The following is a 13,143-nucleotide window of genomic DNA, read 5'->3' on the forward strand; positions in this document are numbered from 1 at the left end:
ATGTTCAAGAAAATAGCAAGTGACGCTTTGGGATTAAGCGATATCGGGAAAATCATCAAAAGGGAGGATTTTGACAAAACGTTATCGGATGACTATGTCCTTCATGAAGATGGGAAAAAAATCCATTTCCTGATAAAATCCAAGACTGATGAATACTGCTTTACGAACCGGGCGCTCATCCACTTGGATGGTGAGAAGGCTGCGAGCAGCAAACGCAATCTGTATCGATATGAGTATTACCAGAATCCAATAAGCAGCGTTTCCATTGAAACAGCAGGCACAATTGACCTTGATCTGGAAATAAAATTCACATTGGGTGGAAAGCAGGTCTCCGTTGATATCGATAAAAAAGAAGGAGAAGCTATTGCTCATTTATATAAATCACTTATTGCCATTTCCCATATACAGGAGGAGGGTAGGAGGATGCTTGACTCAGCAGAGAAAAGCTTAACCATTGCCAAAGACATTCTCAATAGCAATCGCTTCCACGACAGTGATATTTCCAATGAATTTAAAGAAACGGCCAATTTTGCTTTTGAATGGTTTAACCAGCATTATCAAACGAATACCAAAAAGGACTTTGGGGATATCTTTGACCGCTATATCCAAAATTAGTAGATATCACCCGGACGGCGCCTGTTTTCCTTAAGGACTTTAAAGGAAGACAGGCGTCTTCACTGTCTATTGGACATGAAGAACTACTATAATTTGTAACCTTTATCAAACCGCTTTGAACATGCTAAAATGGATAGACCATTCTGAATGAGGGATTAACCAGATTGGTAAAGAGGTATAGTAGTAGAAATATGACAAGTGTGGTGTCAACATGCAGAGATTGAATAAGATAATCTTTATTTCAGTTCTGCTGATGGCTGGCGTTCTAGTGTATTTATTTTTTTCCGAATCCGGGCACCCCCAACGGGTGGATGTGGAACCGCAGACCGCATCGGTCAGTGAGCAAATAGACAATCTAACATCTGATACTGAAAAGGAAGATGAGGAACGGAAACAGCTGGAGGCAGATCAAGATACAAATGAAACATCCTCTATAACAGAAGAAATAAAGAAAAATGTCCGGGGAGTCATTAGAGGTGTTATCAATTTATTTAATAAGAATCTAAAGGTAGTGGCCGTTGGGGACTCACTTACTCAAGGTGTTGGGGACGATACGGATAGCGGAGGCTATGTTGGTATCTTAAATAATACATTCGAAGAAAATGACCTCAATATTTCTATTAAGAACTACGGCAAACGGGGAAACCGGACTGATCAACTCCTTAAGCGGCTTGGCGAAAAAGAGATATCAAATTCTATTAAAGAGGCAGATACTGTCCTTATTACAATTGGTGCCAATGACATCATGAAGATTGTCAAAAGCAACTTCAATGATCTCAAGTATGACACTTTTGAAAAAGAAAAGCCTGCTTATACAGATAGACTCAGGTCAATTTTTGATGAAATTCATGATCTGAATCCTGACACGAACGTTTACCTGATCGGCTTTTACAATCCTTTCGAAGGATATTTCAATGATATCCAAGAATTGGATGTGATCATGAGAGGCTGGAATGATGCCGGCAAGTCGGTTACGGAAGAATACGAAAATGTTCATTATATTCCAACTGCGGATTTGTTCAATAATACGAAGCTTGAATTATTGGCCGGAGATTATTTTCATCCAAACTCGAAAGGCTATAAACTCATTGCTGAACGAGTCTTGGAATATGTCGATGAAATTAGCTTAGAACCAGAATCTTTGGAAACAGAAGATAAATCCAGTTCCGGGAACTGAGGTCCAAATAAGCGGCCTCAGTTTTTTTGTTGGAATTGAAATAATTATCTGAGAAAGACCACGTTTTTCAATTAATTAAAGGGGTATTACATTAGTAAAGAACAATAGAATACATTTTAATTATGGAGGTTTTAATCATGGCCAACAACAATAATAATGATCAAAACAACCGCAGTGAATATTTCGAGGATCGGGCAGGTACAGAAGATGCACGTTATCATGTAGTCCCTCATGACGAAGAGGGATGGGCCGTAAAGGAAGAAGGAAAGGACGAGCCGATTTACACAGCAGGCTCAAAATCAGATGCTGTCGAAGAAGCAAAGCAGAGAGCGAAGGACTCTGGTACAATGGCTTATATCCATAGTGAGCACGGAAAAATTGAGGAACAACATAATTATATGGACGAATAAAGAACAAAACCCGGGATGTTTCCCGGGTTTCAGACCGTAGACAAACCCCACTTCAACCAAAAGGTTGGAGCGGGGTTTGCTAATTTTTTCGTAAAAATGGTTGATAATTAGACTGGACAAGGCCCTCGCCATGTCCAACTTGCTAACGTTTTAAGGTTCATGGCAGCAAACGTAAGCATCGCCTGCAGTGAAACTTTTTTTAGACATCTCAAGGTCGTCCAACGGCATGCCAAGCTTCTCTTTCGCATCAGCAAAAATTCTTTCGATTGTTTCTTTTCGCTGCGAGTAAAGTGTTTTATTCAAATCAGTATTCCTCAGATGTTCAACCTCATCCAGGTAATCCTGCCAAAGGTGTCGATGAATCATTTTGGTGTGGTTACAACTTTGGGTGCACTTTTGTAATAACGGGCAGTCTTTACACTTTAAAGGATTAGAAGAACAGATTTTTAGAGTTTAATTGTTGGAAGCAGCATAGTTTACAAAGGGTTGATTGGAGCGGAAGGCGTACGATCTCCTGCGGGATTAGCGGGACAGGTGAGACCCCGCAAGCACAGCGAGGAGGCTCACCGCCCGCCCCGCGGAGTCGTGCGCCTGTAGCGGAAATCAACTTTTCGCTTCCAATCACTCAAATTTGAAAGTATTTAACTTAATTAAACAAAAAAAGCCTGTCGACATGGTCCATAAATTGGACTTTGTCTACAAGCTGAAACCCGGGATGTTTCCCGGGTTTTTGTTTCTGTTGAACTGAAATTATCGTTAAATGGCAGAGAGAATGAAAAAAATTCTAAACGCCCCTTTACCTTCACGCAGCGTCAAAGTGTATAGTAAAAGTTGTCAGGAGGTGGCATCATGGAATACACCGTTAAAAATTTGGGGAAGTTGGCTGGGGTCAGTACCCGTACATTACGGTATTATGATGAAATTGACATTCTTAAGCCGGCAAGAATCAACTCATCAGGATATCGGATTTACGGGGAAAACGAAGTCGACCGTCTGCAGCAGATCTTCTTTTACAAAGGGTATCGAACTGGTTCAGATAAAGGATATCCTTGATGATCCAGCCTTTGACGTATCAAGTGCACTGATACACCATAAAGAAAAGCTGTTGGCTAAGCGTGATCAGCTGGAACAATTGATTGCCAATGTTGAAAAATCAATTGCCGTGAAGGAAGGGAGATCGACTATGACAGATAAAGAAAAATTTGAAGGCTTTAAAAAGAAGATGATAAGTGACAATGAACAGAGGTATGGAAATGAAATCCGGGAAAAGTATGGGGAAGAAACCGTGAATCAATCCAATGCCAAGCTTCAGAAAATGTCTCAGGGAGAGATTGAACAAGCAAATAGGCTGGCCGAAGAGATTCACTCGGCGCTTGCTGAAGCAATGAAAACCGGCGATCCCTCGAGTGAACGGGCTCAAAAGGCAGCCCGGCTGCATAAGGAGTGGTTGATGTACTATTGGCCGCAAAGAAGGCCACACAGGGCTTGCTGATATGTATGTCACAGATGAACGGTTTAAAGCCTATTATGATAAGGACCAGAAGGGTTCCGCTGAATTTTTGAGAGATGCAATCTATGTTTTTACAAGTGGAAAACAATAGAGAATGAATCCTGTTTGTTAAGGTGCTGGCCGTTCCATTTAAAAATGGAACGGTTTTTTTGATGATCTTGAAAACCCCTGGCTATGCCGGGGGTTCCAGAGAGCTTAAAGCGTGGTATTAAAAAAACCTCGCTTCCATGATAGGATAAAGTTGGTTTCCCGACCACTTCATTCCATCATAGAAGGAGGTATGCCCTGTGAAGGACATGAACAGTTTAGCACATACAACTTGGAATTGTAAGTATCACTTAGTATTTGCACCGAAATACAGAAGACAGATTATATATGGAAAATACAAAAAGAGTATTGGGCAAATTATTCGAGATTTGTGTGAAAGGAAAGGTGTCATAATTCATGAAGCAAATGCCTGCCCGGATCACATTCATATGTTAGTGAGTATCCCACCAAAGTTAAGCGTATCTCAATTCATGGGTTACTTAAAAGGAAAAAGCAGTCTCATGATATTTGATCGCCATGCCAATTTGAAATATCGATATGGAAATCGAAAATTCTGGTGTCGTGGATTCTATGTTGATACAGTGGGCAGAAACAAGAAGCAAATCCAAGAATACATTAAGAATCAGCTGAAGGAAGATTATATGGCCGACCAGTTAACATTGTTCGAGGAACATGACCCGTTTACCGGACAGAAAAATCGGAAGAAATAAAGAAATTCTTTAGAATTAGTGAGTGAATGTGGTGCAGAAGGGAAACCATTCAGTGGGCCTTTTAGGCCGAGGCCGGTAAGAGAGGCTTCCAGCCGCAGAGCAAACCACCAGTTCACACTGGTGGTTTTGATTATGATTACGGAGGGCTTTATTATATGGTAAAATTAGAGGAGTTATTTCAGAAAATTCGACCTATTAATAGGAGGTAGTTTCTAGTACTATAGAATCAAGACATGCAGGATAGGAGGCCGCTGAATGAAAACTGAAACTGAATCGGTCCTGGTACAAAATAGTAGTGAAACCAGTCTGAAAGCTGTACTGACCTGGTTCGAAAGATATAAAATATCGTTTTATAAGCTTGGATCGGTTTTTCTAAAGGAAACTCCTTCCATTCAGGAAGTTATTTATCAAACCATCATTAGGATCCATGCCGATTCAAGGTACCTGAGGGATAATACTGAGTTTGAATCATGGGTCACTGGCATATTTGTCAATGAGTGCCGTAACAGTCCATCCTTTCTAACCAATGAAAAGGATGAAACTGGGGGTTCAGTGTTGGCTGTTCTGGATCAACTTCCAGCAAAAGAAAAAGAAGCGCTTGCTCTTGTTTATGGTAAGGGAATGCCTTTTGAGGAGGCATCAAAAATCCTGCAAATATCGATTGTCGAATTGAATTCCCGCTTGGCAGATGGGGTTGAAACATTGAGCCAAGGACTATTTGATGCTGAACCGAAAGAAAGTTGTCCAGAGTACAAGGACAGGTTTATCCGATATTTAGGAAAGACGCTGGATAGAAGCGAAAAAGTGGATTTTGAGATACATATTTATCATTGCCAGGCATGTCAGGAACAATTGTCCATTTTTCAAGAGGTGGTTTTTTCCCTTGAAAGAAGCATTGATGAATTGCCAGTTCCGAAAAATTTTATGGGCCGGGTCCGGGAAAGAATAGCAGAAACAGAGAAATTGAAAGAGGAGAAAAGGAAGAAAAGAAGCCGGCTTGGCCTCACTGCCGCGGGTTTGCTTACTTTTGTAATTTGTACCGGGTTTGTAACCGGGGGGTTCACCAGCATCTATTATTCTTGGATGGGATGGACTCAGCAGGAAGAAATAGAGATCATCAATTACTATAAGGAGGGCATAAGTGAGCCGCTGAATCTGCAAGAGGAAAGCAATGGGATCAAAGTAACGATTAAAACAGCTGTTGCCGATGATATTCAGACGCTTATTTATTATGAAGTAGAGGATACGAACAATGAAAATCAATATTTCATTAGCATGCCGGACGGTGTGAGGATTGAGAACGAGTATGAACTATTAGATCAGCAAGCAGACGAAATGTTTTATCATCCCTTTGAACAAGGGCTGGCAAATGGAGAAGAGCCGAATGTTTTCAAGGGAAAAATCAGCATTGCCCCTATTTCAAAGGACAGTGGGACCATTGAGTTAAGTCTGATGAGGCTGCAGCAGGCTATAAAAGAAGATGCGGACCGAACCAATTTTAAGTATTTTGAACAGGAGTTCATCGAGGGAGAATGGAATTTCAACATTCCGGTTACCAAGCAAGCAGCGACTGTATATGAAGTTAATCAGGAAAGTGAGATTGAAGGTCTGCCCTTCAGGGTCGATAAACTGAAGATTGCCCCTACAGCGACTATACTGGAGTACAGCTTTAAACAAACCCTCGACAATCGGATGATTGAATATGTCACATTGAAAGAATTGCGGACAAGACAGAAGAGTGTAAAAGCAGACTTATATGGAGGAGGAGGGTTTCTTCATTCTTCCGGCGAATGGATTTCATTGCAAACAAAATTCGAACCTCTGTTCTTTGACAAGCCCGGGGAGGTCAACCTCTCTTTCGAGTCCATGAATGTTTTTGTCGAGGATAAAAAAACGATTGAAATAAACGGGACAGATGATTTCCCCCAGAAGTTTGAATATCAAGGAAACGAACTTTCAATCAATAAGATTGTAACTGGAAATCCGACAAGAATTTATATAAGAGACGAATATACTGAGGACCGGAAATATGAAACGATCCAGTTCAATGTGGTTTCAGAGGATGGACTTCAATCCTATGGAATTGGAAATGGAGGGGAGGGTGTCTTGGTAGATAAAGACGGCAAAACTTTTAAACCGGAAGAATATCAATTCGCTTATGATGAGGTCGAGCAGCCCCGTTATTTCCAAACAAGCCATGAAATTGAATTGCATCAAGATAACTCCGATGAACCACTCAATCCCAAAATGCTGATGATTGAAGGATACAGAACAACCAAGTACATTGAAGATAAAATTAAAATACCATTGGATTAACTTAAGGATCTGGCAATGCGAATCAATGTATTCTATAAAAGCTCATATGACTTTTATGGGAGGGATGATGATGAGGACAGAAACCGAAATGATGGATGTCATTATGATGACAGCTAAAGAAGACGAGCGCATACGTGCCGTTTACATGAATGGATCAAGAACCAATCCCAATGCACCAAAGGATATCTTTCAGGATTATGACATCGTTTATGTTGTAACCCGCACAGCTCCGTTAATCGAGGATAAAAGATGGCTGAAATCGTTCGGGGAATTGCTGATGATACAAGAACCTGATCAAAATGACCGGATGTCCGGGAATGATAAAGATTTCACTATGTCTTATGGTTATCAGATGCTCTTTAAGGATGGCAATCGGATTGATCTCCAACTACAGGCAATTGATTGTGCGATAGAAAGATATCTAGGCGATAAGCTCACGATTGTACTTTTGGACAAGGATGGATGTCTGCCTCCCATAGGGGAACCGACAGATTTGGACTATCACGTGAAAAAGCCGACAGAGGGACGGTATTTCAGCTGCTGCAATAATTTCTGGTGGTGCCAGCAAAACATTGCCAAAGGCCTATGGCGTGACGAACTGCCTTATGCCAAGTTCATGTTTGAAAATGTGGTCAGACACGAACTTGATGACATGGTTTCCTGGTGGATTGGCACACAAACCAACTTTAAAGTATCATCAGGTAAATTGGGTAAATACTTCAAGGATTACCTCCCAGATCTTTACTGGGAAATGTACAAGGCAAGCTATGCCGATGGGAACATTGAAAATATATGGGATGCTGTATTCACAGCAGGAGTGCTATTTCGAACTTTGGCGAGGGAATCAGCAGTGGCCCTTTCATATACTTATCCAGAAAAGGATGATCGAAATATGACGATTTACTTGAAACAGGTAAGGAAGTTGTCAGGGGATGCTAAAGAGATTTTTTGAAGAATAAAAAAAGGAGGAGAGAGGTATGTTTGCACCACCGAAGCATAACGTTTCGGCCGCAGCAGTGGTAGTGAAGTGAATGATAAGAATGAAGTTTTGTTGATCAAAGGGCCAAAACGGGATGGGAACTGCCAGGCAGCCAAGTGGAAGAAGGGGAATCCTTGAAGGAAGCGGCTATAGGGGGAATGCTGACACCAATATTGGAAGCGCTGAAGCAGGTTTTTTCCCAATTACACAGGCTGGGAAAGAATGGAATACTCTTTGGGTGAAAACACATATCCGTTTTACAAAAAATTTTAGAGCTTTCGGTAATAGAAACTTTTCTGACTGGAGTTCCTATAACCATTCTTACATCATCTTGGAAAAAGATTATGTGACACTGATTGATTCCTGTAAAGAAATTCATACACCCTGCCTTATGAAAAGCCCTGGCAGAGCTGGGAGAGTCTCCTGCGGACGTTAGGTGATTTTTGCTATCATGGGCATGAAGGCGAATAAACCGCTTTGTTTGAGATAAGAAAGTTAAAATCATTCAATAGAAAGTGAGGTAACCTATGACATTTCCTGTTATTGAAACCCAAAGGCTTCTCCTGAGGAAACCGGCAACAGAAGATGCTGAAGATATTCTTAGTTATCTGTCCGATGAAGCGGTTGTAAATCACATGGGCTTGGTTTCATTTGAGTCAATTGAAGACGCGATGTCGGAAATTCATTGGTATGAGTCAATCAGAAAGGAAGGAAGCGGCATAAGGTGGGCAATCACCCTTAAAGGAAGTACAAGAATGGTGGGAAGCTGCGGCTTTCATAATATGGATGAAAAGCATTTCAGGGCAGAAGTGGGGTATGAATTGAGCAAGGATCATTGGGGGAAAGGGATCGCCAGTGAAGCACTGGAAGCTATAGTAAGATATGGTTTCAAACATTACCAACTGGAGAGGATACAGGCATTGATAGAACCTGAAAATACTTCCTCTCAAAAACTCGTAGAAGCAAAAGGGTTCCTCAGAGAAGGCTTGCTTCGAAATTATGAATATACGAATGGGAAATTTGATGACCTATACATGTATTCCATATTAAAAAGTGAATGGAGGCTGTAAAAAAGTGAGTATAAGACTTGTTTGCAGGAGTGCTGGCGAATCTGCAAACCCGTAATGATAGAACTGCACATTTTAACATTATTTCGCCAATGATTATGCATGGCGGTGGCATGAACAAGGCTTAGATGCTGCCCATATCTACTTTGGCATTCCAAAGTACAAGGTATACGGCCGAAGTGGAAGGAGAAAGGGTCGGGTTTTTTTGTATCACAGTCATTTAAAAGTAAGCCTATATTCACTTTGCAAGAGTTCATCCACAGGATCGGAATCAGAATAATGGGAGTGCACTTTTTAACCAATTCTTTCAGAAAGCAAACGAGTTAGTCAGAGATGGTGTGAGAGCAGGTACAACTCAAAATGGTAAAGGGTCCAAAGTTTGTCATACCAAGCTGGGTTATTACATAGAAAATGGAGCCAAAGAAAAGGATGGGGTTTCTGTGTTCTCAGATTATGACAGTCCTGGTCAAGACAGAATTTTGTTCCAAAAAACCTTTCTTTTGAAGATATTTATCGGTTACTTGGGATAGAACATGGTGAATTCTTTAATGAAACCAACTAACACTAATGAGACAGCCCCACTCCATTTCAGGTTTTATCCTTATTGACATGGGTACAACAAAGGGATGAAGGGGGATTCCATGGATACTATTCTTTTTGGTTTATTTGCGGTCGCGTATGTTGCGCTTTTCTTTTTTTTCGCAGCCGTTTATAAAAGATACCGTGTTCAGAGTGCTGTGCTTATGATTCCTGTTGTACTTGGCCTTGTCTATGACAAAGCCATCATTTCAACAGGGCGATTTATTGGCGAAGGGGCATTGTTAGAGAATTTAAACCTTATGCGCTACTGGTTACATGCTTTTTTTACACCACTGCTCGTATTATTCTCCTGGAAAACATTAGAACAGGCTCATATCGGTTGGTCAGGTGAAAAGAGAGCATTGATTTCCGTGCTTCTTCTTACAATTGGGTTGGTGCTGCTAGAGCTTTTTACAGAGGTTTTTGGCCTTGTCCTTCAGCCGGAATGGGAATACGGTGTTCTTACATACAGTGATGCAGCTGTTTCCGCTGGCCCGCCCATCATGGTGTTGTTTGTATCACTGGTGCTTTTGATTGCTTCCACCCTTATTTGGTGGAAACTGAAATGGAGATGGTTTTTCATCGGTTCAACCCTCATGATTGCCGGGAGTGCCATTCCTTTCCCAATAAAAAGCGGAGCTGTTACAAACTTGTTTGAACTTGCATTGCTGATCTCCCTGGCCGCAACTTCAGCCTATCAGGGGAAAGGTGCCAAGACTTTGAAGTGAAATTCTGTTTATGAGGTGGAATACATGGTTTATTTCATCTCCTTTCGCATGAATTTTTTTAGAGATGGGATACAGCGATGCTTCCATCTTAAGAGCATGTATTCCTCTTTTAGTGATGGTATACAGGGGTGCTTCCACCTCCTTAAGCGCCATCCCTTCTTTTCGTGATGGTAAAAAAGAGTACCATCCCCACATTGTATGCCTGAATCCCCGTCTTTAAAAGAATACAGTCAATTTTCCATCCCTACTAGTCCGCTGTTCACACCTTTATATGAGAAACACACCACTTAACTCAATTCCGTTTTCCTTATTAGTATGGTGAAAAGCACCATCTGCTCCACCGTTGACTAGGCATTGCCGCAATGTAAATTTCTAGATTTACAAAGGAAAGGATTCCATAATAGCTGTCCGTCCTTTATACTAGGTAAGTATGCTTTCTGGCAAGCAAGTTATTATACTAACAAAATGACCCTAAATATATAGTGTTAATACCTTTGTATGAAGGAGGAAATTGAGATGAAAATTGCTAAAGGTGAGATGATAGAAGCACAAGTTCATCGTTTGGATGATAGAGGAGCGGGTCAGGCTGTGGTCTGGCGTGAAAATGATAAAGGAAATATCGGGAAACTAAAACTTACAATTCCCCATACACTGCCTGGGGAAAAGGTGAAAGTCGTAGTGGATGAGCCTCTGAAAAGAAGAAGGAAGGCTATACCAGAAGAAATTCTTGAGTCGCATCCTGAAAGAACAGCTCCGCCATGCCCTCACTTTGAGCGCTGCGGCGGTTGTGTATGGCAGCATTTGAGCTATGAAGGCCAGTTGAAACAGAAAACCGACCATGTTAAAGAGGCTGTCGCATCCCAGGGCTATGATCCTGCTTTGGTTATGGATACCATTGGAATGGACAATCCTTGGCGTTATCGAAACAAGATGGAGTTTACTTTCGCACCGGATGGATCTTTGGGTCTGCATGAACAAGGGAATTTCCGTAAAGTCATTTCTTTGGAAACTTGCTTGATTGCGAGTGAAGAAATGGTTGAAACGGCGATGGAAGTAGCCGAGTGGGTTAAGGCACACGGATTAAGAGGATACGATAAAGACAACCATGAAGGCTTGCTTCGCCATTTAATGGTTAGACAATCATTTGCAACAGGAGAAATTATGCTTGGACTGTTTGCTACAGAAGCACCAGAAGGAAAGCTGGAAGATGCTCAAGCCGACTTGGTAATGCGTATAGGCAAGAAGTTCCCGAAAGTGAAAAGCTTGTTATGGCTGGAAAACAGGGATTGGGCAGACAGAACTCAATCTGAAAATACCCATGTTCTTTCAGGCCGTGACTTTATATATGATGAGATGGACGGCTATCGCTTCCGTCTATGGTTCGATACGTTCTTCCAAACCAACCCTGTACAGGCGCAGAAACTGGTAGACCTTGCTGTCGAAATGGGTAAACCGAAGGAAACGGAAAAGATGATTGACCTATTCTGCGGAGTTGGAACATTCTCTCTTCCTTTTGCGAACCGTGTTGGTAAGCTTGCAGGAATTGAAATCGTGGAAAGCTCCATTGAGTCTGCAAAACGAAATGCCCAAGATAATAGTATCCACAATACTACCTTCCTTGCGAAAGATGCACGAAAGGGAATTGACCAAATCCTGGAGACTTTCGGCACACCGGAATTACTGCTTCTTGATCCACCGCGTTCAGGGGCTGGCGGAAAGGTAATGAGAAGAATCGGCCGTTCTCAGCCTGAGCGAATTGTCTACGTATCTTGTAATCCAGATACTTTTGCAACCGACATTAAAGAATTGGAGCAGTTCGGCTACAGCTTGAAAGGCGTTCAGCCGGTTGACCTTTTCCCTCATACAGTCCACGTGGAATGTGTGGCGGAACTAGTTCTGGAAAATTAATTTTTAAACACCTGCATTCAAGTGCAGGTGTTTTTTATACACCTTTTTATTGCGGACTATTCTGAAGTTTGGAATAATGATTGTCATAATATAAGGGGTGATTCTTTCAATGCAGTTTAGGACGATTGATTTGGAAGTACAAGAACAGGTTGTGACCCACACTTCAGGAGGGATTCATTTGCAGTAAGTTTTAATGATACTTTCTGGTTTGATGAAGAAGAGTATCTGAGGTGGCTAAAAAAGAAAATTATCGAATTTCCTGAAGGATTTGTAATGGTGGAGGAAGGGGATGGGAGTGGGAACCAGTTGGTCAGCTGGAACTATCCACTAGAGAGCATGAAGGTCGACCTATCGGGTATATCCATTTATTTTATTTGAAGTCCGATTACCGGCAAAAGGGGGTGGGTAACGATATTCATCAATATGCTCTTCGATTTTTCAGGGGGAAAAATGGAAGAGAGTACCACCTGAGAGTTTCCCCGGCCAATATTCCTGCCAGAAGATTCTACAAGAAGATTGGAATGAAAGAAATGGGTCCAGAGCTGGATGGAAAAGTCATCCGAATGAAAGGGGAAATAGGCAAATGAAATCATATGTTGCCCTCAGCTTAAGAAATATTGAGCAGATACGGTAAGGCTGTGAAAAAATACTATACATACGATTGGACTCAAGCTGAAAGAACTGCCAGACTCGTGAATCTTCAGAGAATAGGGTGGAAAGAAGCGGCCGTTATGGAATCAGGTGTAGTCGTCACTATACCTTTCATTGAAGAGGAAGAAGTCCCGTATGAACATGAAAGTATCTTAGAAGCAGCCGCTGTGGCTGAGTATCATGAAAAATGGCGTGAATTTCCTCGTGCAGACGGCCATTTGCGGAATGGACATAGTGTTTCAGGAGAAGAGCTGAACCAGTTTTTAAAGAGAAACGAACCGAATATAAAACGCCAAAAGGCATTACCTTTGTAAAAGAATTGCCAAAAACAGCATCTGGAAAAATTCAAAGGCTTATCATTCGGAGAGGATTCTGGAAGGGAAGAAAGTCGAATGGTAAATTGATCTTGGCCACAGTGTAAAAATACTATTATAAAGGCTTTAAA

General features: G+C 41.5%; 11 protein-coding genes and 2 pseudogenes. 12 read left to right on the plus strand and 1 reads right to left on the minus strand.

Features of this window, described 5'->3' with window-relative positions:
- The 3 genes from AC4E8A_RS08810 to AC4E8A_RS08820 all read left to right on the plus strand — a co-directional run bounded on the left by AC4E8A_RS08810 (nucleotide 1) and on the right by AC4E8A_RS08820 (nucleotide 2,202).
- Nucleotides 1–615: a PH domain-containing protein gene (locus AC4E8A_RS08810; protein WP_490198053.1), complete on the plus strand. Its 615-nt coding sequence runs from the start codon at nucleotides 1–3 to the stop codon at nucleotides 613–615.
- 211 nt (nucleotides 616–826) lie between these two features.
- Complete coding sequence (locus tag AC4E8A_RS08815) at nucleotides 827–1,792, plus strand: SGNH/GDSL hydrolase family protein (RefSeq protein ID WP_490198054.1); 966 nt, start codon at nucleotides 827–829, stop codon at nucleotides 1,790–1,792.
- 137 nt (nucleotides 1,793–1,929) lie between these two features.
- Nucleotides 1,930–2,202 (plus strand): DUF2188 domain-containing protein, encoded by a 273-nt coding sequence (locus tag AC4E8A_RS08820; RefSeq protein ID WP_490198055.1) that lies wholly within the window; start codon nucleotides 1,930–1,932, stop codon nucleotides 2,200–2,202.
- Between the two features lie 107 nt (nucleotides 2,203–2,309).
- On the opposite strand, the pseudogene AC4E8A_RS08825 reads toward AC4E8A_RS08820, so the two are convergent.
- Nucleotides 2,310–2,637: pseudogene (locus AC4E8A_RS08825) on the minus strand (transposase); the annotation flags it as partial.
- 414 nt (nucleotides 2,638–3,051) lie between these two features.
- Here AC4E8A_RS08825 and AC4E8A_RS08830 point away from each other — a divergent pair.
- The 9 genes and pseudogenes from AC4E8A_RS08830 to AC4E8A_RS08870 all read left to right on the plus strand — a co-directional run bounded on the left by AC4E8A_RS08830 (nucleotide 3,052) and on the right by AC4E8A_RS08870 (nucleotide 13,012).
- Nucleotides 3,052–3,803 (plus strand): annotated as a pseudogene (locus tag AC4E8A_RS08830) (MerR family transcriptional regulator).
- A 205-nt stretch (nucleotides 3,804–4,008) separates the two neighbouring features.
- Complete coding sequence (tnpA, locus tag AC4E8A_RS08835; protein WP_119549773.1) at nucleotides 4,009–4,470, plus strand: IS200/IS605 family transposase; 462 nt, start codon at nucleotides 4,009–4,011, stop codon at nucleotides 4,468–4,470.
- 255 nt (nucleotides 4,471–4,725) lie between these two features.
- Nucleotides 4,726–6,786, plus strand: a complete 2,061-nt coding sequence (locus tag AC4E8A_RS08840) for a DUF4179 domain-containing protein (RefSeq protein ID WP_490198056.1) — start codon at nucleotides 4,726–4,728, stop codon at nucleotides 6,784–6,786.
- Nucleotides 6,787–6,856: 70 nt separating this feature from the next.
- A complete protein-coding gene (locus AC4E8A_RS08845) occupies nucleotides 6,857–7,738 on the plus strand; it encodes an aminoglycoside 6-adenylyltransferase (RefSeq protein ID WP_490198810.1) in 882 nt (293 codons plus the stop codon).
- Between the two features lie 554 nt (nucleotides 7,739–8,292).
- Nucleotides 8,293–8,835 (plus strand): GNAT family N-acetyltransferase, encoded by a 543-nt coding sequence (locus tag AC4E8A_RS08850; RefSeq protein ID WP_490198057.1) that lies wholly within the window; start codon nucleotides 8,293–8,295, stop codon nucleotides 8,833–8,835.
- Nucleotides 8,836–9,473: 638 nt separating this feature from the next.
- The gene (locus tag AC4E8A_RS08855; RefSeq protein ID WP_490198058.1) at nucleotides 9,474–10,139 is read left to right on the plus strand and encodes a hypothetical protein; all 666 of its coding nucleotides are present in this window, start codon (nucleotides 9,474–9,476) and stop codon (nucleotides 10,137–10,139) included.
- A gap of 516 nt (nucleotides 10,140–10,655) precedes the next feature.
- Nucleotides 10,656–12,047 carry a 23S rRNA (uracil(1939)-C(5))-methyltransferase RlmD gene (gene rlmD, locus AC4E8A_RS08860; RefSeq protein ID WP_490198060.1) on the plus strand — a complete coding sequence of 464 codons (1,392 nt, stop codon included), beginning with the start codon at nucleotides 10,656–10,658 and terminating at the stop codon, nucleotides 12,045–12,047.
- 359 nt (nucleotides 12,048–12,406) lie between these two features.
- Nucleotides 12,407–12,634: a GNAT family N-acetyltransferase gene (locus AC4E8A_RS08865; protein ID WP_490198811.1), complete on the plus strand. Its 228-nt coding sequence runs from the start codon at nucleotides 12,407–12,409 to the stop codon at nucleotides 12,632–12,634.
- Nucleotides 12,635–12,664: 30 nt separating this feature from the next.
- Nucleotides 12,665–13,012, plus strand: a complete 348-nt coding sequence (locus AC4E8A_RS08870) for a hypothetical protein (RefSeq protein WP_490198062.1) — start codon at nucleotides 12,665–12,667, stop codon at nucleotides 13,010–13,012.
- Nucleotides 13,013–13,143 lie beyond the last annotated feature (131 nt).

The organism is Bacillus sp. SRL337, from assembly GCF_984799155.1.